Consider the following 20,213-nt stretch of genomic DNA (forward strand, 5'->3'; position numbering starts at 1 on the left):
CCAACGGGCCCTTTTGTTTTTACAAACCGAGTGCGGTTCCTACCAACAGCCAGATATTAAGCGCCACCACCAGTACAACAATCACCCAGCCTACCTGTTTTACCCAACGGGTATTCACCAAATCGCCCATCAGCTTACCGTCACTGGTAAAGATCAGTAGCGGCACCAGCGCCAGTGCAATACCAAAACTGAGCAATACCTGGCTCATCACCAGAATACGCGTCGGATCCAGTCCCATCAAAATCACAATAAATGATGGCATCATGGTGACGGTACGGCGTACCCAAAGCGGAATGTGAAAGCGGATAAACCCTTGCATCACCACCTGCCCGGCCAACGTACCGACCACGGTAGAAGAAAGTCCCGCAGCCACCAGGCTTAAACCGAATACCGTCGCCGCAGCGTGACTCAACAGCGGTTCAAGTGTCAGATACGCTTGATCGAGATCGGCAATACCGGTATGCCCGCTAAAGTGAAATGCAGCGGCAGCCGTCGCCATCATCGCCAGATTGACAAATCCAGCAATCGTCATGGCGATTGCCACATCCCATTTCGTGGCCGCATAGCGCTGTTGACGTGTTCCGCCGTGCAGATGCTGAGTTAAGGAAGAGTGCAGATAAATGACGTGTGGCATGATAGTCGCGCCGAGCACGCCAGCCGCCAGGAACACCGCTTCGGAATTAGGCAGGCTCGGGATAACCATTCCCTTGCTAAGTTGCGCGAAGTTCGGCTGGGAAAAGATCAGTTCCACAATGTAAGCCGCAGCCACAAACAGCAGCAAGCCGCCAATCACTTTTTCCAGCGGTTTTTGCCCACGGCGCTGCAACATCAGAATCAAAAAAGTCGCGATACCGGTGAGCACGGCCCCCTGCAATAACGACACGCCGAGGATCAATTTGAAACCAATCGCGGCACCAATGAATTCAGCAAGGTCTGTCGCCATGGCGATAATTTCGGCCTGCACCCAGTAGAACCACACCACCGGACGAGGATAGTGATCGCGAATTTGCTCCGCCAGGTTTTTACCCGTGGCAATACCCAGCTTTGCCGACAGCACCTGAATCAGCATCGCCATCAGATTTGCCCAGACCACCACCCACAACAATTTATAGCCAAAGCTGGCCCCTGCCTGGATGTTGGTGGCGAAGTTGCCCGGATCGATGTAGCCGATCGCCGCGATGAACGCAGGTCCCATTAATGCGAGCTTCAACTTGCGCGCTGCCCGTCCACTGCTACTCTCAACGCGATCGTTAGTCATTTTAGTGCCTCAGAAACATAGCCTTTGCTATGTTTCAAGCTACGCCTATTGAGAATGATTATCAAATTCATTTTAATGGGTGAAGTTGATTTCTCTGATAGCGTTTGTCTATGGATCGATAAGGATTCTGGAAATACCGGTGAGATGTTTAATTATTGTTATGAGATTAGCACAATGACATAACTTTTCACTTCCATACTAAACATAACAGAAGTGTATCACCGATCACTAATTTTGAATCTCGTCACAGGTCCTTATTATAGTGTGTGTTTGATCTCGTTTTCTTTATGGTTGTTACATAGAATGTGCACGAAAACTAAACCTGCCTCATATTTGGAGCAAATATGGACCGCGTTCTTCATTTCGTCCTGGCCCTTGCCGTGGTTGCGGTACTCGCACTGCTGGTAAGCAGTGACCGTAAAAAAATCCGCATTCGTTATGTTATTCAATTGCTTGTTATTGAAGTGTTACTGGCATGGTTCTTCCTGAACTCTGATGTCGGTCTGGGCTTCGTGAGAGGCTTCTCCGAGATGTTTGAAAAACTCCTCGGATTCGCTAATGAAGGGACAAACTTTGTCTTCGGCAGCATGAACGACAAAGGCCTGGCATTCTTCTTCCTGAAAGTGCTGTGCCCAATCGTCTTCATTTCCGCTCTTATCGGTATTTTGCAGCATATCCGCGTTCTGCCGGTTATCATCCGCGCGATTGGTTTCCTGTTATCCAAAGTGAACGGTATGGGCAAGCTGGAATCCTTCAACGCCGTCAGCTCCCTGATCCTGGGTCAGTCCGAGAACTTTATCGCCTATAAAGATATTCTCGGCAAAATGTCTCGCAACCGTATGTACACCATGGCTGCAACGGCGATGTCGACCGTTTCCATGTCTATCGTCGGCGCGTACATGACCATGCTGGAGCCGAAGTACGTGGTTGCAGCGCTGGTTCTGAACATGTTCAGCACCTTTATCGTGCTGTCGCTGATCAACCCGTACACCGTTGATGCCAGCGAAGAAAACATCCAGATGTCTAACCTGCACGAAGGCCAGAGCTTCTTCGAAATGCTGGGTGAATACATCCTGGCAGGTTTCAAAGTGGCAATTATCGTTGCGGCGATGCTGATTGGTTTCATCGCGCTGATCGCGGCCCTGAACGCCCTGTTCGCCACCGTGACCGGCTGGTTTGGCTACAGCATCTCCTTCCAGGGCATCCTGGGCTACATCTTCTACCCGGTTGCATGGGTAATGGGTGTGCCGTCCAGCGAAGCGCTGCAGGTGGGCAGTATCATGGCAACCAAACTGGTTTCCAACGAATTCGTCGCGATGATGGATCTGCAGAAAATTGCCGCCACGCTCTCTCCGCGTGCAGAAGGTATCCTGTCCGTGTTCCTGGTCTCCTTCGCTAACTTCTCTTCCATCGGTATTATCGCCGGTGCGATTAAAGGTCTGAACGAAGAGCAAGGTAACGTGGTTTCCCGCTTCGGTCTGAAGCTGGTGTACGGCTCTACGCTGGTGAGCGTACTGTCTGCATCTATCGCCGCACTGGTGCTGTAAGCGTAAGACAACGTCGTATTGATAAGACCGGGGAGATTCTTCTCCCCGGTTTTTTTATGCCTGCTATCCAGCAAACCGAAGAGATACAGGGTAAGAACAGGTAGGATACAGAAACAAAAAACCCCCGCTTTTCAGCGAGGGTTTAAATTTTGGTGGAGCTAAGCGGGATCGAACCGCTGACCTCTTGCATGCCATGCAAGCGCTCTCCCAGCTGAGCTATAGCCCCACGATGCTATTACGTACATACCAAATTCATTGGGATTAAATTTGGTGGAGCTAAGCGGGATCGAACCGCTGACCTCTTGCATGCCATGCAAGCGCTCTCCCAGCTGAGCTATAGCCCCATTACGTAAAGCTTGTCGAGTTGACGGGCGGCATCATATGAATTCCCTTCGCGTGTGTCAACGGCAAAATTAACTCATAGAATTCAATCGCTGAAAAAGCAGTCAAATGAAGAACATTGCGTAACAACTCGCATTCAGTAGTTAAACGCGTCACGGTTTCTACTAAAATGGTGCTATAAAATGAGCCACTAATTAACCCCACGACTATTCAGGGAATCGTTATGTTCAAGGAACGGATGACGCCAGAAGAACTTGCTAATCTGACCGGATACAGCCGACAGACCATCAATAAATGGGTGCGCAAGGAGGGTTGGGCTACATCACCAAAACCAGGCGTACAGGGCGGTAAAGCGCGTCTGGTTCACGTCACCGAACAAGTTCGTGAATACATTCGCAGCGCTGAGCGTTCAGCCGAAGGTTTATCAGATAATTTATCGTTATCCGGCGATACCTCTATCGAAGCTCTACTGATTAGGCTCGCCAAAGAGATGACTCCGTCAGAACAAAAAATGTTTACGTCACTGATCCTGCGTGAAGGCATTACGGGTTTGTTACAACGCTTAGGGATCCGCGACAACAAATAATATGAAAAAATTACGCAGCAAAATGACGACCGAAGAACTGGCGGAATGTCTCGGGGTTGCCAAACAAACCGTCAATCGTTGGATCAGAGAACAAAACTGGACCACCGAAAAGTTTCCCGGCGTTAAAGGGGGTCGTGCAAGGCTGATCCATATCGACTCCAGCGTCCGTACGTTTCTGCTCAATATTCCGGCTTTTCGCAAAGTCCCTGAAATTTATCAGGCTGAGGAACCGCTGGCAGAATACACCCACGTGGTGCGTAGCCACGCCTGTCGCCAGATAATTAGCGCACTGGACAACATGTCCCCAACGGAACAAGAAAAGCTGGCAATGTATATTTCGCGCGAAGGTATTCGCACTTTCCTTACCCGTCTGGGTATTGATGAGTCTGAATAACAGGCAAAAAAAACGGCAGGATGCGCTCCTGCCGTTGTTTCATCGCTCAACCGGTCTTACTGCTGGCTTTCACGCTCAGCAATAAACGCCAGCGCTTTATTAATACGCTCAATGCTGCGGGATTTACCAATCGCATGCACCGTTACGTCTAACGCCGGAGACTGACCCGCGCCGGTTACGGCTACGCGCAGCGGCATCCCAACTTTACCCATACCCACTTCCAGCTCATCAGCGGTTGCCTGAATCGCGTGATGCACGTTTTCTGCCGTCCACTCGCTGATAGCAGCCAGCTTATCGCGAACCACTTCCAGCGGCTGACGCGCTACCGGACGCAGGTGTTTCTTAGCTGCATCCGCGTCGAACTCAGCAAAGTCTTCGTAGAAGTAGCGGCAGCTCTGCGCCATCTCTTTCAGCGTTTTGCAGCGCTCACCCAGCAGTTTAACCAGCTCAGACAGCTGCGGGCCGACGCGAGTATCGATATTTTCCTGCTCAATATGCCATTGCAGATGCGTTGCCACATATTCAGGTGCCAGCGAATTAATGTAGTGATGGTTCAGCCACTGCAGTTTTTCGGTGTTGAACGCACTGGCAGACTTGCTCACCGCACCAAGGGAGAACAGTTTGATCATCTCTTCACGGGTGAAGATTTCCTGATCGCCGCTGGACCAGCCCAGACGCACCAGATAGTTCAGCAGCGCTTCCGGCAGGTAACCGTCGTCGCGATACTGCATAACGCTGACCGCACCGTGACGTTTAGAGAGTTTTTTACCGTCGTCGCCGTTGATCATCGACACGTGTGCATAAACCGGCACCGGCGCATTCAGCGCTTTCAGGATGTTAATCTGACGCGGAGTGTTGTTGATATGGTCTTCACCACGAATAACGTGGGTGATTTCCATATCCCAATCGTCGACAACAACACAGAAGTTGTAGGTCGGGGAACCGTCAGTACGGCGGATGATCAGATCGTCCAGCTCCTGGTTGCTGAATTCGATCGGCCCACGGATCTGGTCGTCAAAAATAACGGATCCATCCTGCGGGTTGGCAAAACGCACCACGCAGGGTTCATCAGCAGCATGATGTTCATGGCCGTGGCGGCAGCGACCGTCGTAACGTGGCTTCTCACCGTTTGCCATCTGCTCTTCGCGCAGCGCGTCCAGACGCTCTTTGGAGCAGTAGCATTTATACGCGGTACCGGCTTCCAGCATCTCATCAATCACGGCGTTGTAGCGATCAAAACGTTTGGTCTGGAAGTACGGGCCTTCATCCCATTCCAGATTCAGCCAGTTCATGCCATCCATAATGGCTTCAATAGCTTCCGGAGTGGAGCGTTCAAGATCGGTGTCTTCAATACGCAGCACAAACTCACCGTCATGGTTACGTGCAAAAAGCCAGGAATATAGAGCAGTACGCGCACCACCGACATGCAGGTAACCTGTCGGGCTTGGCGCGAAGCGAGTTTTGATTTTCATGAAATGGCCTTACGTTTATAAAGATGCCGACAACCGGCAAATCCTGGGAAGATTATCAGGCTCGTATTCTATCACTGTGGCCTGATTCCTCAATGTTGTTCAGGTTGGAACATCACGCTTTGCCATTTTCGTATACAAATCATGCTGCATGGATTGATTTGCGATCGTTTTGTTTAAATTTACGACGAACGAACAAATTCTTTAGAAAATGCGTTGACTCATTTTCAACTCTCCCTATAATGCGACTCCACACAGCGGGGGTGATTAGCTCAGCTGGGAGAGCACCTCCCTTACAAGGAGGGGGTCGGCGGTTCGAACCCGTCATCACCCACCAACTACTTTATGTAGTCTCCGCCGTGTAGAGTAAGAAATTGAGAAGTGGGTGATTAGCTCAGCTGGGAGAGCACCTCCCTTACAAGGAGGGGGTCGGCGGTTCGATCCCGTCATCACCCACCACTTTCTCTCCAGCTGGATTTCTTACGATAAAATTGAAGTACCGAAGTGGGTGATTAGCTCAGCTGGGAGAGCACCTCCCTTACAAGGAGGGGGTCGGCGGTTCGATCCCGTCATCACCCACCACTTCGGGTCGTTAGCTCAGTTGGTAGAGCAGTTGACTTTTAATCAATTGGTCGCAGGTTCGAATCCTGCACGACCCACCAATGTAAAAAGGCGCCCTAAAGGCGCCTTTTTGCTATCTGCGATTTATAAGATTCGAACCTGCATCGCCTGATGCGCTACGCTTATCAGGCCTACAGACAATACCGCACGCGTAGGCCGGATAAGACGTTAGTCGCTATCCGGCACAGACAACACTACACACGTAGGCCGGATAAGACGTTAGTCGCCATCCGGCACAGACAGCACTACACACGTAGGCCGGATAAGACGTCAGTCGCCATCCGGCACAGACAATACCGCACACGTAGGCCGGATAAGACGTCAGTCGCCATCCGGCACAGACAACACTACACACGTAGGCCGGATAAGACGTCAGTCGCCATCCGGCACAGACATCACATCGTCAATGCCGCTACCAGTTTCTCCAGCGCGGGTGTCGCCTGCAGTTGGTCATACACAATATACAAATCCGCCGGAATACGTTCCTCTAACGGTCGAAATACCACACCAGGCCAACTCATCTGCGCATAGCTGTCAGCAATTAACGTAATACCAATCCCCATGCTGATCATCGCCAGCACCGTTTGCGGCTCCCTCACCTCACGAATAATCATCGGGGAAAATCCAGCACTCAGGCAAACTCGCTGCAAAAATGCCCAGTCAGTATGAATGGAAGGCATTGTGACAAAATATTCATTTCTCAGCGCCTCCAGCGGTATGGACTCACAGGCAGTAAGAGGATGTTCTTCCGGCATGGCAACCAGAAAAGAGGACTCATGCAAACGCAAACTGGTAAACCCGGGAGAAAGCTCCGTAGCCATCCGCCAAATTCCTGCATCCAGTTCACGCCGTTCCAGCATCGTCATCTGCATCGCGGGCATGTTCTCGCGAAACAGCACCTCAACATTGGGATTATCCTTCATAAAACGCCGCATCACCGGACGCATTTTTCCCCACATCGCTGTACCGATAACGCCAAGCTCAATTCGCCCTGCCTCACCACGACCAATTTGCTCCACTCTCGCCAGCGCCTGATTGGCACTGGATAACAGTCGGCGCGACTCTTCCATCAATATCTTTCCCGCGTGAGTTAACGCCACGCTGCGAGAATGACGGATAAATAGCAAAGTGCCGAGCTGTTGCTCCAGCTCTTTAATATGGGTACTGAGCGGCGGTTGCGACATATTCAGGCGAGCAGCAGCGCGTCCAAAATGCAGTTCTTCTGCGACAGCAAGAAAATAACGCAGTAACTTCAGATCGATACGGTGCGTGCGTTCCATGGATAATGCGCTCCTGAAATAAGGATAATGCGCAAAGTTACCACATTGCCTCGCAGATAATGAAACGGCGGGTATCAGAACCCGCCGCCAATGGAGTGTTAATGTGCCGATGATTTCTGTGCCAGTCGTTCAGGCTCATGCCTGTACTTAAAGAACAATGCAAAGATAACCGCAAGTGCTAACGCATACGCGGCAAACACCAGCCAGATGGTTTGCCAATCCTTAACGCCATCGACAGAGAAGTAATCTACCGCCATCCCGCTCAGGATTGAACCCACCCAAGCGCCCACGCCGTTGACCATCGTCATAAATAGCCCCTGCGCGCTGGCGCGAATGTTAGAGCTAACCTCCTGCTCGACAAATACCGATCCCGAGATATTGAAGAAATCAAACGCACAGCCGTAGACGATCATCGACATCAGCAGCAGCACAAAACCAAACGGCGACGGATCGCCAAAGGCAAAGAAGCCAAAGCGCAGCGTCCATGCCAGCATGCTCATCAGCATCACCGTTTTAATGCCAAAGCGTTTAAGGAAGTACGGAATAGTGAGAATAAAGCCCACCTCCGCCATCTGTGAAACGGAAAGCAATATGGAGGGGTACTTCACCACAAAGCTGTCGGCAAACTCAGGATTACGGGCAAAATCATGCAGGAACGGATTGCCAAAGACGTTGGTGATTTGCAACACCGCCCCCAGCATCATCGCAAACAAAAAGAAGATTGCCATCTGCGGTTTTTTAAACAGAACAAAGGCGTCCAGACCGAGCTTGCTGGCAAGCGTGGTGTTTGCTTTCTTCTCAGCAACCGGGATTTTCGGCAACGTCAACGCATACAGAGCCAGCAATAACGATGCGCCAGAAGCGATATACAGTTGCGCACTGCTCAGCTCCAGTCTCATCAGGCTCACCGTCCACATCGCCACAATAAACCCAATGGTGCCAAACACACGAATTGGCGGGAACGCGGTGACCGGATCCTGACCCGATTGTGCCAGGCACGAGTATGAGACGCTATTCGATAACGCAATCGTCGGCATATACGCCATTGCGTTAACCAGCATCACCCAAAACATAGTCTGCGGATCGGTAACGGTTGTGGCATATAGCAACACGCCCGCACACACCAGATGACAAAGCATATAGGCGCGATCGGCGCGTAGCCATTTATCGGCAATGATGCCCATAATGCCCGGCATGATAATCGCCGCCAGCCCTTTCGAACTGTAGACCATACCCACATTCGCGCCGGTAAAATCCAGGGTATTAATCATGTAGGAACCCAGGGTTACCAACCAGCTTCCCCAGATGAAATATTGCAAAAACGACATGAGCTTTAAGCGAGATGCGATACCCATTTTTCCGTTCCTTGCCATAAAGTAAGACCCCGCAAGCGGGGTCATTTTTTAGTTATTCAGGCCAGTTTGCGCAAGAATCCGCAGATCAAATTGATGAAATTCTGCCGGGAGAGTTCCGCCGCAGCCAGCGTCTGCGCGTGAGATAATTTAACATCACCCAGACCTTCCGCCAGGTTGGTGATGGCCGCCACCGCAACCACTTTCAAACCGCAGTGGCGCGCAGAGATAACTTCAGGCACCACCGACATCCCCACCACGTCGCCACCGATAATTTGCATCATGCGGATTTCTGCCGCGGTTTCAAAGTTCGGCCCCGGATAAGAGACAAAAACCCCTTCACTCAGCGGGAATCCTTCCTCAGCGGCAACAGTTTGCAGGATCGCACGGTAGTCAGCATCATAGGCATTCGCCAGTGAAAAGAATCGCTCACCAAAACGCTCATCGTTTGGCCCTACCATCGGCGTACCCGGCATCGTATTGATGTGATCGCTAAGCGCAACGAGGCTACCCGGTCCGACTTCGGGACGCAAAGAGCCTGCGGCATTGGTGCAAAACAGCAGCTCACAGCCCAGCAGTTTCAGCGTACGAATGGCATCCGTCATCACCGTCATACCGCGACCTTCATAGAAATGTCCACGTCCTTTCATACAGGCCACCGGAATTCCCGCCAGATTTCCCAACACCAGTTCACCAGCATGGCCGTGTACGGTACTCACCGGGAACCCTGGTAGTTTCTCGTAAGAGATGGCAGCCGCATCCTCAATTTGATCCGCCAACGCCCCCAGGCCGGAGCCGAGGATAAAGGCTACGCGCGGCGTAAAATCCGGTTTGTAACCACGAATGATATCAGCGCTATACCAGGGATTTTGCGAGAAAAGAGAGTGGCTCATGAGATGTCCTTAATACTGAGTAATCGAAATAACGTAGCGTACCGCATTGTTATAGCGAGACTACGCAATCGATTACCAATACCGTTTATCCCGATAACCGATAGTAAATCGGTATAGATGGCATGTGCTAAATCGGCCTGAACTCACATTTTTTTTCTGCCAGAAATGGCAAGGAGTACCAACATATCTGGAATTCGTCAGACGAGTGGGCTGACAAAACCCGCCCTGAGAATGACTGACAAACATTTGTTGATTATTAATAAGCGAAAGCAGGTACAACAACGTACTTTCGCTAATCAATATTTTAAATGGGGGAAACTGCTGTTTACTTCTTATAGAGTTCGCTGGTCACTACAGCCTGAGAACCATTGCCTATAGAAGAGAAGTTCTTAATAACAAAGAAATCAGCACCTTCTTTATCTGCCATTTTCGAAATTTTGTGCATACATTGATTCACCGTATTTTCCGTTACGGTGATTGACTTGACATGCTTTAAACTATTGGCTTCTTGTTGCGAGATTTCTGTAGCAGCAAAGGCAGACAGACTGAGAAAACACAAAGAAGCGGCCAATGATGTGACTAATGTCTTTTTCATAACTATCCTCATAACTTACATATTAATATTTGAGCGTCAAGATATACTCTTCACATAATATTGCAAACAAAAATCCTTCTATTTATAAAATAGACGAATCGACAAATATTGAAGAGTAATGAACATCAAATGTATTGTTCAATAGGTTTATTATAGCGGGTTAAATACTTGCATAATAAACGCAGAAAATAACACTAAATACCCACGAGGCATTTAGTGTTACTTGCAATTAATTACCTGCCACTTCGTTAAGAAGGGTTGCCAGGATGCTAACTGGAGCAACAATATTATGTGCAACACCATAATCAATCTCCAGAACAGTACTTGCATCCTGATAATCTATATGGGTATCACCATTATCATCCTGCCAAATAACCACCCGTAGGGGTAGCTCTATTGCCGCATGAGGATTTGCTTGCATGGCAGGAGTACCACCCTTTGGGTTACCAAACAGAAATAACATCGTCGGTCGCAGAGCAAGACCTACATCCGTTGCCGCTTGCTGTTGATCAACCTGCACAAAAATACGAATATTTTTAGCATTCAATACGCTGACGAGTCTGTTTACAGTATCATCAAAATTGAACTTACTAGGCAGCGTTTTTGTCCGCTCCGGCTTTCTCATCTGTCGTTCCTTTATTTATAGAATATTTATGAAAATACCCGCCAGCAAATGACGGGTATTGATAAATGCTAGCACAATTATTTAGGCGTCACGTCAACAGAGCCCCAGCTAATACCATTTGGGTTGTTGTCTACCGGGAGCGTGTTCACTACCTTACGCTCATTAATGTCAATCATCGAGACAGAGTTTGCAAATGAGTTAGTTACGTAAGCATATTTGCCATTTTTATCGACAACCACGCCATGGGCCCCATTGCCAGTGGTGATAGTTTTCGCTACCGTAAGGCTTGCGATATCAATCATGTTTATTGTGTTACCCGGCTTGCTCTTCGAGCCCTGATTGGTTACCAGCATGCTTTTACCATCCGGAGTGCCAAACAGCTGGATTGGTACGGTACCGACATTAATTTTCTTCACAACTTTACGCGTTGCTGTATCAATCACCGCTACAGCGTCTTCACCAGACAGGGAAACAAACACCAGTTTTCCGTCCGGTGAGAAACCTACCTGGGCTGGCATTTTACCTAATGGGATCTGCGCGACTTCTTTATTACTGGCTGTATCAACAACGGATACCGAGCCCCCTTTCATATTCGCGATATAAACTTCTTTACCGTCAGGACTCACTCTGAGGCCATGAGGGAACTTACCTACATTAATTGTCGTTAGATTTTTCAAATGCTCTGCATCAATCACGCTGATGGTGTTATCTGCACTATTTGAGATATACGCCATTTTCCCATCAGGGGTGACGACAACATGCGCAGGGTGTGCGCCAACCTGAAGTTTTGCAATAACTGTATCATTCTCGGCATTAATAACCCAAACTTCGCCATGTTCCTTTTTGCCTGCATGAGAATCTTTGCCCATGTCCATCTTCTCAGAATGGGTATCTTTACTCATATCCATATGTTCAGAGCCTGATGAATGTGTCCCGTTAGCACCAAGGTTGGTTACCCAAACTGTTTTATTGTCTGGTGACACCTGAACGTTATGCGGCATTTTACCAACATGTACTTTATCTACAGTCTTTAAAGACACAGCATCAAGTACATTAACTGAATCTGCACCTTCATTTGCTACATACACTCTGTCTGCTGCAAACGTATAACCAGACCATGCCAGCATACTAATTTGCATTGCAATTAAAATTTTATTTTTGCTTATCATCGCCGCCAATACCCCATTAGTTAAATATATTTACCGGATTAGTTTCAGCAACCAGCTATTGTAGGATTATTTAACATATCACTAATATTACTCCATCGGGATCGTGTTAATTCTACCTATAACGAGTTACTGTATAAATTGCTTAGTCATTTCATTAATCAATCGCCATACATCATTGTATTAGCTACTGCTATCCGTACTTGCGTATAAAGAGTATCAACCTTCCAGCAAGTGGAAGGTCAAGAAAAAAAGTAATAATTTAAAATAGTCTTACAAATCCGCAAGCTGAGCAATTGCCTAAGAATATCGCAGGAGAATTTATAAATATAAAGAGGTAGTCCGGTGCCGGGTAAAAATATAAAAGTTAACGATCAGTTCATCGATACTGAAAGCCAAACTTAACGACATGACAAACACCAGCCATATCGTTAAAGCTGGTACAAAGGATCCCGTGCCCGACCGGCGGTTAATTCACTGGCCTGCATCCGTACTACGTCCCACAGCGCCTGAGCCGCAGTCGATAAAGAACGATTTTTACGTCGTGCCAGCATCAATTGTCGTTCCACAACCGGCGTCAGGCGTTTAACCTGCAAATGGCTGCCCTGTGGCAGAGGAAGCGCCAGCGCAGGCAGCACGCTGATACCAATCCCCGCCTCAACCATCGGGAAAAGCGTGGCAGGGTGACCTATCTCCTGAACGATATTGGCCTCAATGGAAAAGTGAGCCAGCGCCGCATCGATCAACGGTCGACTGCCGGAAGCGTAATCCTGTAATACCAGGCGCTCATGATATAAATCCTGCCAATTTACCCATTCGCGTTGGGCTAGCGGATGATCCTCTCGACACAACAGCAGGAATGGTTCGGATAACACCGCTTCACACTGCAGATCGGTCACAGCACCTGGATCTATCACAATGCCAAAATCTACCTCGCCCTGACGAATACTCTCCAGCACCCACTGTTGCGGCCTGTCGTGCAGCACAAAATCGATTGCTGGATAAAGCTGATTACTCTGGGCAATACACTGTGGAATAAGGTGAGCAGATATTGTCTGGCTGGCGGCAACGCGCACCGTTCCGGTTAACTGCGTTCCCACCTGGCCTGCTTCACGCAGCGTGCTGTGCAGTTCATCCAGAATACGTTCCAGCCGCGCCGCCAACTGGTGCCCTGCTTCCGTCAGCACTACTTCCCGCGTTGTTCTATCTAACAACCGCACACCCGTCTGCCCTTCCAGCTCTTTAACGCTGTGGCTGACCGCAGACTGGCTTAAGCCAATGATATCCCCCGCCCGGCTAAAGCTTTTGGCCTGAGCGACGGTAACAAAGATACGGAGCTGACGCAGAGAGTAATTCATCTATTCGATTCATATATGGATGCAATAAATCAATTTTATTTCTCAAACAGAAAAACGCAAAATGTTCCTACCGAATTTCAGGAGCTTTTATGAAACTTTTTCGTATCCTTGATCCGTTCACGATAACGTTGATTACGGTCGTTTTACTGGCGTCCTTTTTCCCGGCCGAAGGTGGCTTTGTACCTTTCTTTGAAGGCTTAACCACCGCTGCCATTGCCCTACTGTTTTTTATGCACGGGGCGAAGCTTTCGCGTGAAGCCATTATTGCCGGCGGTAGTCACTGGCGTTTACATCTGTGGGTGATGTGCAGCACGTTTGTTGTTTTCCCGGTGCTGGGCGTTCTGTTCGCCTGGTGGGCACCGGTAAATGTTGACCCGATGCTGTACACCGGTTTCCTGTACTTGTGTATTTTGCCGGCCACGGTGCAGTCGGCAATCGCTTTTACGTCGCTGGCGGGGGGTAACGTTGCTGCCGCCGTGTGTTCCGCTTCGGCCTCCAGCCTGCTGGGTATTTTTCTCTCGCCGTTACTGGTTGGCCTGGTAATGAATATGCATGGCGCAGAAGGCAGTCTGGAGCAGGTGGGGAAAATCATGCTGCAGCTGCTGCTGCCGTTCGTACTGGGACATCTTTCACGTCCGTGGATTGGTAACTGGGTGTCCCGACATAAAAAATGGATCGCCAAAACGGACCAATCCTCCATCTTGCTGGTGGTGTACTCCGCCTTCAGTGAAGCCGTGGTTAACGGGATCTGGCACAAAGTGGGGATTGGTTCGCTGTTGTTTATCGTGGTGGTCAGCATCGTATTGCTGGCAATCGTGATTGGCATCAACGTCTTTGTTGCGCGGAAATGCGGCTTCAACAAAGCCGATGAGATCACCATTGTCTTTTGCGGATCGAAAAAGAGCCTGGCGAATGGGATCCCAATGGCAAATATTCTGTTCCCGACGTCAGTGATAGGAATGATGGTGCTGCCGTTGATGATCTTCCATCAAATTCAGCTGATGGTGTGTGCCGTGCTGGCACGTCGCTACAAGCAACAAACAGACGCATTGCAGGCGCAGCAGAAAAGCCGCGCCGCAAAGGCTTAGAGAGGGCGTTTCAGGGGCTGCACCAGTTGCGTCAGCCCTTCAGTTTTAATCAGCAGCGTGATTTGCATCAGCTCGCCCAGCTTTCCCGGCGGGAATTCATCTTTACGGGCAAACCACAGCAGATACTCTTCCGGGACATCAATCAGCCGACGCCCTTTATATTTGCCAAAGGGCATCACGGAATTGGCGATTTCAACCAGCTGCTCTTTTTCCATTTCAGGCACCCAGTAAGCGGATCATTTCAGCTTCATCGATCACGGCAATACCCAGTTCCTGCGCTTTTGCCAGTTTCGAACCCGCCGCTTCGCCGGCAATAACCAGATCGGTTTTCTTCGACACGCTACCGGCTACTTTCGCGCCCAGTTCGGTCAACCGTGCTTTGGCGTCATCACGCGACATCAGGCTCAGGCTTCCGGTCAGCACCACCGTTTTGCCCGCGAAGGGGCTGTCGATTTCGTCAGCGTTGATGACCACCGGCGCAGGCCAGTGAATGCCCTGCGCCAGTAACTGGCCTATCACCTCGCGGTTGCTCTCTTCAGCAAAGAAATTAAACACGTGGGTCGCTACCACAATGCCGACATCCGGCACTTTTTGCAGCTCTTCAATGGAAGCCGCTTCCAGCGCTTCAAGCGTGCCGAAATACGCCGCCAGACCTGCGGCTGTGGCCTCGCCGACTTCACGAATGCCCAGCGCGTAGAGGAAACGGGCAAACGTCGTTTCTTTCGCTTTTTCCAGCGCATTCACCACGTTTTGCGCCGATTTCGGCCCCATACGATCGAGTCCGGTCAGCTTGCCTGCCGTCAGGGTGAAGAGATCTGCTGGCGTATGGACATACTCTTTCTCGACCAGTTGATCGATAATTTTGTCGCCCATACCGTCAACATCGAGCGCGCGGCGAGAAACGAAGTGTTTCAGCGATTCCTTACGCTGCGCCCCGCAGATTAAACCACCGGTACAGCGAGCGACCGCTTCGCCTTCCACACGTTCAACATCAGACCCGCACACCGGACAATGCTGTGGAAACACAATTTCACGCGTATCGTCCGGGCGCTCGGAAAGCACCACATTGACGACCTGCGGGATCACATCGCCCGCCCGGCGAATAACGACTTTATCGCCAATACGCAACCCCAGACGATCGATTTCATCGGCATTATGCAGAGTGGCGTTACTGACCAGAACCCCGGCAACCTGAACCGGCTCAAGACGAGCGACGGGCGTAATCGCCCCGGTACGTCCGACCTGAAACTCAACATCGCGAACAAAGGTCATCTGCTCCTGCGCCGGAAACTTAAAGGCCACCGCCCAGCGCGGCGCGCGCGCGACAAAACCCAGTTGCTCCTGCAACGCCATAGAGTTGACTTTAATCACCACACCGTCAATATCGAAGCCCAACATCGGTCGGTCTTCTTCAACCTTGTGATAGTAAGCGAGTACTTCCTCCGGAGAGTCGCAAAGCTTAACTCTGTCGCTCACCGGCAATCCCCACTCTTTAAATTGCAGCAGACGGCCCAGGTGGGTATCAGGCAACACACCACCTTCCAGCACACCAACGCCATAGCAGAAGAAAGTAAGCGGTCGCTTCGCTGTGATACGTGGATCAAGCTGACGTAATGACCCGGCCGCTGCGTTACGTGGGTTAGCAAACACTTTGTTGCCAGTACGGCGGGCCTCTTCGTTAATTTTTTCAAATCCGGCCTGCGGCAGGAACACTTCACCACGCACTTCCAGACGCGTCGGAATGTTATCGCCTCGCAGTTTTAATGGGATCGCACGGATGGTGCGCACGTTCGAGGTAATGTCCTCCCCCGTGGTACCATCACCACGCGTTGCGGCACTAACCAGCACACCGTTTTCATACAGGATACTGACCGCCAGCCCGTCCAGCTTCAGTTCGCAGCACCAGGTTAGTTTGTCCGTACTCTTCAGTCTGTCCTGCACGCGCTTGTTGAAGGCGAGAAAACTCTCTTCATCAAACACGTTATCCAGCGACAGCATTGGCACTTCATGGCGAATCTGGCTGAACGCTGCTAACGGGGCGGCGCCAACACGCTGGGTTGGCGAGTCGGGGGTGATAAGTTCCGGATGCTGCGCTTCCAGCTCGCGCAGTTCACGCATCAGGCGATCATATTCCGCATCGGGAATTTCCGGCGCATCCATCACATGGTAGAGATACTCATGATGGCGAAGCGTGGTTCGCAGTTCTGTCAGTTGTTGTTCGATTGATTCCATATCGCACCATCAATGATAAAAAACCCCCGACAGGCGGGGGTTTAGCAAGGAGATGTCACGCCAGAGGAAAATCAGGCGCGAGATTCTTTAACTTCGCGGATGCGGTCCTGATACTCGCGCAGTTTCTGCGGCGTCATCATGCGACGTTGATCGTCGAGCACCACACCACCCACTTCATCGGCAATGTGCTGTGCGGACTGCAGCATCAGCTTAAAGTTTTGCAGCTCGTCACCGTAGGACGGAACCTGCATAAAAATAGTCACGCCAGGGGTGCTGAAATCACCCGTCATTTCGGGGTCAAACGTTCCTGGGTTAACCATATTGGCAAGGCTGAACAGCGAAGGACCGCTGCCATCCGGGCTCAAATGACGATGGAAAATATTCATATCGCCAAATTTAAAACCGGCTTGCTGAATGCTGTTGAGCAGCACTTCACCGTTGAGCTCACTACCGTGATGCGCCGCAACGTTCATAATAATGACCGCTTCTTTACGCTGCGGTTTTTCAGCAACAGGCGCTTCTTCAACTACCGGCTCAGGCTGCGGTTGATGTTCAACGGCAGGCTCTGCGGGCTGGAAAGCCTGCGGCGCAGGTTGCGGTGCTTGCTGCACGGGCTGCTGAACCTGCGGAGCAACGGGCTGATGCTGCATCGGCTGCTGCACAGGTTGTTGCTGAACAGGCTGATGCTGAACAGGCTGATGCTGCACCGGCTGCTGCGGTTGTACAGGCTGCGGCTGCTGCTGAGCATGCGGCGGCGGTACCGGCGCTTGTGCAGGCTGCGGCGCGGGTTGACGCGGCTGAGCAGACGCATAAGGCGGCTGGTACTGGTGTTGCGGCGACTGAGGAGGAACACCATGTTCCTGCGCGTTACCGGGAGCATGATTCACACGATGAACGCGAACTTCGCCCACGCCTTCGTCTTCCTCGACGTTGTCGTCGAACGAATCCTCGTCTTCACGTTTAGACTTCATGCGTTTCAGTGGGCGATCGCGGAATATAGAAGACCGCTCTTTACGGCTAGTCCAAAAACCATGTACCAGTAAAGCGATTATGGCGATCGCGCCAACAATGATTAATATCAGACGCAAATCCTGCATCATTATATTCTCTGTTGTTCTAACACCTTGCCACCACGGCAAACATTTACTCACTAAGAGTATTTGTCGATTACGCCAAGTGCAAGTGCACTCTTGGCTTTCACGGCATAAAGATGAACAAAATTGTGCTTTTTGCTGTTTTTTCGAACATTTCTGAACAGCTTAACGCTCAACAACCCGGTAAGATACGCAAAGTTTACCAGAGCTTATATAACAAGGAGTATGTCCTGACCATGGTTTCATCATCTGCAGTCGTACCTCGCAGCGGCCTTTATTACTTTTCACAGGGATGGAAGCTCATCACCCAACCGGGCATTCGTCGCTTTGTCATCCTGCCTTTGCTGGTGAATATCCTGCTGATGGGCGGCGCATTCTGGTGGCTATTCACACAACTCGATAGCTGGATCCCCGCGCTGATGAGTCACGTCCCTGGCTGGCTTCAGTGGCTCAGCTACTTGCTGTGGCCGATTGTCACTATCTCCGTACTACTGGTGTTCGGCTACCTGTTTTCCACCATAGCCAACTGGATTGCCGCGCCGTTTAACGGTCTGCTGGCTGAACAACTGGAAGCACGCTTAACGGGCGCAACACCGCCTGATACCGGCGTTCTCGGCATCATGAAAGATGTTCCCCGTATCATGAAACGTGAATGGCAAAAGCTGGCATGGTATCTCCCGCGCGCCGTCGTGTTGCTGATCCTCTATTTTATTCCGGGTATTGGTCAGACCGTCGCCCCGGTGCTGTGGTTCCTGTTCAGCGCGTGGATGCTGGCCATTCAGTACTGCGATTATCCGTTTGATAACCATAAGGTGCCTTTTAAGGAGATGCGCGTCGCGCTGCGCACACGCAAGGTCACCAATATGCAATTTGGCGCATTGACCAGCCTGTTCACCATGATTCCGGTGCTCAATCTGTTCATCATGCCGGTCGCGGTTTGTGGTGCCACGGCGATGTGGGTAGACTGCTATCGTGCTAAGCACGCGTTATGGAAGTAATGCAAAAATGTGTAAAAGCGGGCTGGCTTATGCCCGCTCTTATTCCATACTGCAACGCATTATTTCCTGGTGGCATATAGATATACGAATTCCTTACTTCCCCATACTTTCTCAACAGGTATGCTGAAGCGGTATCCCAATTTCATACAGTTAAGGACAGGCCATGAGTAAGATTTTTGAAGACAACTCGCTGACTATCGGTCATACGCCGCTGGTTCGACTGAACCGTATCGGTAACGGACGCATTCTGGCGAAGGTGGAATCACGCAACCCAAGCTTTAGCGTCAAATGCCGTATCGGTGCCAACATGATTTGGGATGCCGAAAAACGTGGTGTACTGAAACCGGGTGTAGAGCTGGTCGAACCAACCAGCGGCAACACAGGGATTGCGCTGGCCTACGTTGCCGCAGCTCGCGGCTACAAACTGACTCTGACCATGCCTGAAACCATGAGCATTGAGCGCCGCAAGCTCTTAAAAGCGTTGGGCGCGAACCTGGTGCTGACTGAAGGCGCAAAAGGTATGAAGGGCGCGATTCAGAAAGCGGAAGAAATTGTGGCCAGCGATCCGGAAAAATTCCTGCTGCTGCAGCAGTTCAGCAACCCGGCAAACCCGGAAATCCACGAAAAAACTACCGGCCCGGAAATCTGGGAAGATACCGATGGCCAGGTTGATGTCTTTATTTCCGGCGTCGGTACCGGCGGTACGTTGACTGGTGTGACCCGTTACATTAAAGGCACTAAAGGCAAAACCGATCTGATCACCGTCGCGGTTGAACCTACCGACTCCCCGGTTATCGCCCAGGCGCTGGCAGGTGAAGAACTCAAACCAGGCCCGCATAAAATTCAGGGCATTGGCGCAGGCTTTATTCCGGGCAACCTTGATCTGAAGCTTATCGATAAAGTCGTTGCCATCACTAATGATGAAGCTATTTCTACTGCGCGTCGTCTGATGGAAGAAGAAGGTATTCTGGCTGGGATCTCTTCCGGTGCTGCGGTTGCTGCCGCGCTTAAGCTCCAGGAAGATGAAACCTTTACCAATAAGAATATAGTGGTTATTCTACCGTCATCGGGTGAGCGTTATCTGAGCACTGCACTGTTTGCCGATCTCTTTACAGAGAAAGAACTGCAACAGTAGTGCCAGCATGTTAAAAACGCGTAAAAAAGCACCCTTTTGGGTGCTTTTTTGTGGCCTGCTTCAAAGTTTCAACTCTCCTGGCATTGATTCAACCCGCCGGAACTGGTATTTAACCAAGCTAATTATTTTGATGCGCGAAATTAATCGTTACAGGAAAAGCGCTAGCTGAATCGATTTTAT

General features: G+C 50.5%; 19 protein-coding genes and 6 tRNA genes. 10 read left to right on the forward strand and 15 right to left on the reverse strand.

What is annotated here, in order from left to right:
* Nucleotides 1–19 precede the first annotated feature (19 nt).
* Both OGX86_RS12045 and OGX86_RS22845 read right to left on the reverse strand, forming a co-directional pair.
* On the reverse strand, nucleotides 20–1,258 hold the full coding sequence (locus tag OGX86_RS12045; RefSeq protein WP_008785392.1) for an Nramp family divalent metal transporter: 1,239 nt from the start codon (nucleotides 1,256–1,258) through the stop codon (nucleotides 20–22).
* Nucleotides 1,255–1,329: a hypothetical protein gene (locus tag OGX86_RS22845; RefSeq protein WP_418219455.1), complete on the reverse strand. Its 75-nt coding sequence runs from the start codon at nucleotides 1,327–1,329 to the stop codon at nucleotides 1,255–1,257. The genes OGX86_RS12045 and OGX86_RS22845 overlap by 4 nt, the downstream gene beginning before the upstream one ends.
* A 273-nt stretch (nucleotides 1,330–1,602) precedes the next feature.
* Between OGX86_RS22845 and nupC the strand changes: the two genes are divergently transcribed.
* The gene (gene nupC / locus OGX86_RS12050; protein ID WP_003834893.1) at nucleotides 1,603–2,805 is read left to right on the forward strand and encodes a nucleoside permease NupC; all 1,203 of its coding nucleotides are present in this window, start codon (nucleotides 1,603–1,605) and stop codon (nucleotides 2,803–2,805) included.
* A 150-nt stretch (nucleotides 2,806–2,955) separates the two neighbouring features.
* On the opposite strand, the gene OGX86_RS12055 is transcribed toward nupC, so the two are convergent.
* Nucleotides 2,956–3,031: transfer RNA gene (locus OGX86_RS12055), tRNA-Ala, on the reverse strand.
* A 42-nt stretch (nucleotides 3,032–3,073) separates the two neighbouring features.
* A tRNA-Ala gene (locus OGX86_RS12060) sits at nucleotides 3,074–3,149 on the reverse strand.
* 221 nt (nucleotides 3,150–3,370) lie between these two features.
* On the opposite strand from OGX86_RS12060, the gene OGX86_RS12065 reads away from it, so the two are divergent.
* Both OGX86_RS12065 and OGX86_RS12070 read left to right on the forward strand, forming a co-directional pair.
* Complete coding sequence (locus OGX86_RS12065) at nucleotides 3,371–3,733, forward strand: YfeC-like transcriptional regulator (RefSeq protein WP_003028277.1); 363 nt, start codon at nucleotides 3,371–3,373, stop codon at nucleotides 3,731–3,733.
* Between the two features lies 1 nt (nucleotide 3,734).
* Nucleotides 3,735–4,127, forward strand: coding sequence for a MerR family transcriptional regulator (locus tag OGX86_RS12070; protein ID WP_003834896.1), 393 nt, complete (start codon nucleotides 3,735–3,737; stop codon nucleotides 4,125–4,127).
* A 56-nt stretch (nucleotides 4,128–4,183) separates the two neighbouring features.
* Here OGX86_RS12070 and gltX read toward each other — a convergent pair whose 3' ends face one another.
* The gene (gene gltX / locus OGX86_RS12075) at nucleotides 4,184–5,599 is read right to left on the reverse strand and encodes a glutamate--tRNA ligase (RefSeq protein WP_008785393.1); all 1,416 of its coding nucleotides are present in this window, start codon (nucleotides 5,597–5,599) and stop codon (nucleotides 4,184–4,186) included.
* A 258-nt stretch (nucleotides 5,600–5,857) separates the two neighbouring features.
* Here gltX and OGX86_RS12080 point away from each other — a divergent pair.
* The 4 genes from OGX86_RS12080 (at nucleotide 5,858) to OGX86_RS12095 (ending at nucleotide 6,258) form a co-directional block, all read left to right on the forward strand.
* Nucleotides 5,858–5,933 (forward strand) — tRNA-Val (locus OGX86_RS12080).
* A 46-nt stretch (nucleotides 5,934–5,979) separates the two neighbouring features.
* Nucleotides 5,980–6,055, forward strand: a tRNA-Val gene (locus OGX86_RS12085).
* Nucleotides 6,056–6,102: 47 nt separating this feature from the next.
* Nucleotides 6,103–6,178 (forward strand) — tRNA-Val (locus OGX86_RS12090).
* A 4-nt stretch (nucleotides 6,179–6,182) separates the two neighbouring features.
* A tRNA-Lys gene (locus OGX86_RS12095) sits at nucleotides 6,183–6,258 on the forward strand.
* A 354-nt stretch (nucleotides 6,259–6,612) separates the two neighbouring features.
* Here the strand turns inward: OGX86_RS12095 and OGX86_RS12100 are convergent.
* The 7 genes from OGX86_RS12100 to OGX86_RS12130 all read right to left on the reverse strand — a co-directional run bounded on the left by OGX86_RS12100 (nucleotide 6,613) and on the right by OGX86_RS12130 (nucleotide 13,486).
* Nucleotides 6,613–7,497: a LysR family transcriptional regulator gene (locus OGX86_RS12100; RefSeq protein ID WP_032944129.1), complete on the reverse strand. Its 885-nt coding sequence runs from the start codon at nucleotides 7,495–7,497 to the stop codon at nucleotides 6,613–6,615.
* 98 nt (nucleotides 7,498–7,595) lie between these two features.
* Nucleotides 7,596–8,852: a nucleoside permease gene (locus OGX86_RS12105; RefSeq protein ID WP_286640116.1), complete on the reverse strand. Its 1,257-nt coding sequence runs from the start codon at nucleotides 8,850–8,852 to the stop codon at nucleotides 7,596–7,598.
* A 56-nt stretch (nucleotides 8,853–8,908) separates the two neighbouring features.
* Nucleotides 8,909–9,742: a xanthosine phosphorylase gene (gene xapA, locus OGX86_RS12110; RefSeq protein WP_048224927.1), complete on the reverse strand. Its 834-nt coding sequence runs from the start codon at nucleotides 9,740–9,742 to the stop codon at nucleotides 8,909–8,911.
* A gap of 325 nt (nucleotides 9,743–10,067) precedes the next feature.
* The gene (locus OGX86_RS12115) at nucleotides 10,068–10,337 is read right to left on the reverse strand and encodes a YdgH/BhsA/McbA-like domain containing protein (RefSeq protein ID WP_008785396.1); all 270 of its coding nucleotides are present in this window, start codon (nucleotides 10,335–10,337) and stop codon (nucleotides 10,068–10,070) included.
* Nucleotides 10,338–10,566: 229 nt separating this feature from the next.
* Nucleotides 10,567–10,962: a DUF302 domain-containing protein gene (locus OGX86_RS12120; protein WP_048224933.1), complete on the reverse strand. Its 396-nt coding sequence runs from the start codon at nucleotides 10,960–10,962 to the stop codon at nucleotides 10,567–10,569.
* Nucleotides 10,963–11,039: 77 nt separating this feature from the next.
* Nucleotides 11,040–12,131: a YVTN family beta-propeller repeat protein gene (locus OGX86_RS12125; protein ID WP_048224936.1), complete on the reverse strand. Its 1,092-nt coding sequence runs from the start codon at nucleotides 12,129–12,131 to the stop codon at nucleotides 11,040–11,042.
* Between the two features lie 428 nt (nucleotides 12,132–12,559).
* The gene (locus OGX86_RS12130; RefSeq protein WP_003834913.1) at nucleotides 12,560–13,486 is read right to left on the reverse strand and encodes a LysR family transcriptional regulator; all 927 of its coding nucleotides are present in this window, start codon (nucleotides 13,484–13,486) and stop codon (nucleotides 12,560–12,562) included.
* Between the two features lie 89 nt (nucleotides 13,487–13,575).
* On the opposite strand from OGX86_RS12130, the gene OGX86_RS12135 reads away from it, so the two are divergent.
* The gene (locus OGX86_RS12135) at nucleotides 13,576–14,574 is read left to right on the forward strand and encodes a bile acid:sodium symporter family protein (protein ID WP_003038103.1); all 999 of its coding nucleotides are present in this window, start codon (nucleotides 13,576–13,578) and stop codon (nucleotides 14,572–14,574) included.
* Here the strand turns inward: OGX86_RS12135 and OGX86_RS12140 are convergent.
* The 3 genes from OGX86_RS12140 to zipA form a co-directional block, all read right to left on the reverse strand.
* Nucleotides 14,571–14,789 (reverse strand): DUF3820 family protein, encoded by a 219-nt coding sequence (locus tag OGX86_RS12140; RefSeq protein ID WP_048224939.1) that lies wholly within the window; start codon nucleotides 14,787–14,789, stop codon nucleotides 14,571–14,573. The two genes, OGX86_RS12135 and OGX86_RS12140, sit on opposite strands and share 4 nt — an antisense overlap.
* A 1-nt stretch (nucleotide 14,790) precedes the next feature.
* Nucleotides 14,791–16,806: an NAD-dependent DNA ligase LigA gene (gene ligA, locus OGX86_RS12145; protein WP_048224942.1), complete on the reverse strand. Its 2,016-nt coding sequence runs from the start codon at nucleotides 16,804–16,806 to the stop codon at nucleotides 14,791–14,793.
* A gap of 71 nt (nucleotides 16,807–16,877) precedes the next feature.
* Nucleotides 16,878–17,906, reverse strand: coding sequence for a cell division protein ZipA (gene zipA / locus OGX86_RS12150; RefSeq protein WP_286640117.1), 1,029 nt, complete (start codon nucleotides 17,904–17,906; stop codon nucleotides 16,878–16,880).
* A gap of 230 nt (nucleotides 17,907–18,136) precedes the next feature.
* On the opposite strand from zipA, the gene cysZ reads away from it, so the two are divergent.
* A complete protein-coding gene (gene cysZ, locus OGX86_RS12155) occupies nucleotides 18,137–18,898 on the forward strand; it encodes a sulfate transporter CysZ (RefSeq protein WP_122984034.1) in 762 nt (253 codons plus the stop codon).
* A gap of 163 nt (nucleotides 18,899–19,061) precedes the next feature.
* Complete coding sequence (gene cysK, locus OGX86_RS12160; RefSeq protein ID WP_003038091.1) at nucleotides 19,062–20,033, forward strand: cysteine synthase A; 972 nt, start codon at nucleotides 19,062–19,064, stop codon at nucleotides 20,031–20,033.
* Nucleotides 20,034–20,213 lie beyond the last annotated feature (180 nt).

Source organism: Citrobacter sp. Cpo040 (genome assembly GCF_030332915.1).
In the GTDB taxonomy this organism is placed as follows: Bacteria; Pseudomonadota; Gammaproteobacteria; order Enterobacterales; family Enterobacteriaceae; genus Citrobacter; species Citrobacter portucalensis.

What these genes read in the sequence shown, in the direction of transcription:
- OGX86_RS12045 (WP_008785392.1), bottom strand. Translation starts at nt 1,258, where the DNA reads ATGACTAACGATCGCGTTGAGAGTAGCAGTGGACGGGCAGCGCGCAAG.
- nupC (WP_003834893.1), top strand. Translation starts at nt 1,603, where the DNA reads ATGGACCGCGTTCTTCATTTCGTCCTGGCCCTTGCCGTGGTTGCGGTA.
- OGX86_RS12065 (WP_003028277.1), top strand. Translation starts at nt 3,371, where the DNA reads ATGTTCAAGGAACGGATGACGCCAGAAGAACTTGCTAATCTGACCGGA.
- OGX86_RS12070 (WP_003834896.1), top strand. Translation starts at nt 3,735, where the DNA reads ATGAAAAAATTACGCAGCAAAATGACGACCGAAGAACTGGCGGAATGT.
- gltX (WP_008785393.1), bottom strand. Translation starts at nt 5,599, where the DNA reads ATGAAAATCAAAACTCGCTTCGCGCCAAGCCCGACAGGTTACCTGCAT.
- OGX86_RS12100 (WP_032944129.1), bottom strand. Translation starts at nt 7,497, where the DNA reads ATGGAACGCACGCACCGTATCGATCTGAAGTTACTGCGTTATTTTCTT.
- OGX86_RS12105 (WP_286640116.1), bottom strand. Translation starts at nt 8,852, where the DNA reads ATGGGTATCGCATCTCGCTTAAAGCTCATGTCGTTTTTGCAATATTTC.
- xapA (WP_048224927.1), bottom strand. Translation starts at nt 9,742, where the DNA reads ATGAGCCACTCTCTTTTCTCGCAAAATCCCTGGTATAGCGCTGATATC.
- OGX86_RS12115 (WP_008785396.1), bottom strand. Translation starts at nt 10,337, where the DNA reads ATGAAAAAGACATTAGTCACATCATTGGCCGCTTCTTTGTGTTTTCTC.
- OGX86_RS12120 (WP_048224933.1), bottom strand. Translation starts at nt 10,962, where the DNA reads ATGAGAAAGCCGGAGCGGACAAAAACGCTGCCTAGTAAGTTCAATTTT.
- OGX86_RS12125 (WP_048224936.1), bottom strand. Translation starts at nt 12,131, where the DNA reads ATGATAAGCAAAAATAAAATTTTAATTGCAATGCAAATTAGTATGCTG.
- OGX86_RS12130 (WP_003834913.1), bottom strand. Translation starts at nt 13,486, where the DNA reads ATGAATTACTCTCTGCGTCAGCTCCGTATCTTTGTTACCGTCGCTCAG.
- OGX86_RS12135 (WP_003038103.1), top strand. Translation starts at nt 13,576, where the DNA reads ATGAAACTTTTTCGTATCCTTGATCCGTTCACGATAACGTTGATTACG.
- OGX86_RS12140 (WP_048224939.1), bottom strand. Translation starts at nt 14,789, where the DNA reads ATGGAAAAAGAGCAGCTGGTTGAAATCGCCAATTCCGTGATGCCCTTT.
- ligA (WP_048224942.1), bottom strand. Translation starts at nt 16,806, where the DNA reads ATGGAATCAATCGAACAACAACTGACAGAACTGCGAACCACGCTTCGC.
- zipA (WP_286640117.1), bottom strand. Translation starts at nt 17,906, where the DNA reads ATGATGCAGGATTTGCGTCTGATATTAATCATTGTTGGCGCGATCGCC.
- cysZ (WP_122984034.1), top strand. Translation starts at nt 18,137, where the DNA reads ATGGTTTCATCATCTGCAGTCGTACCTCGCAGCGGCCTTTATTACTTT.
- cysK (WP_003038091.1), top strand. Translation starts at nt 19,062, where the DNA reads ATGAGTAAGATTTTTGAAGACAACTCGCTGACTATCGGTCATACGCCG.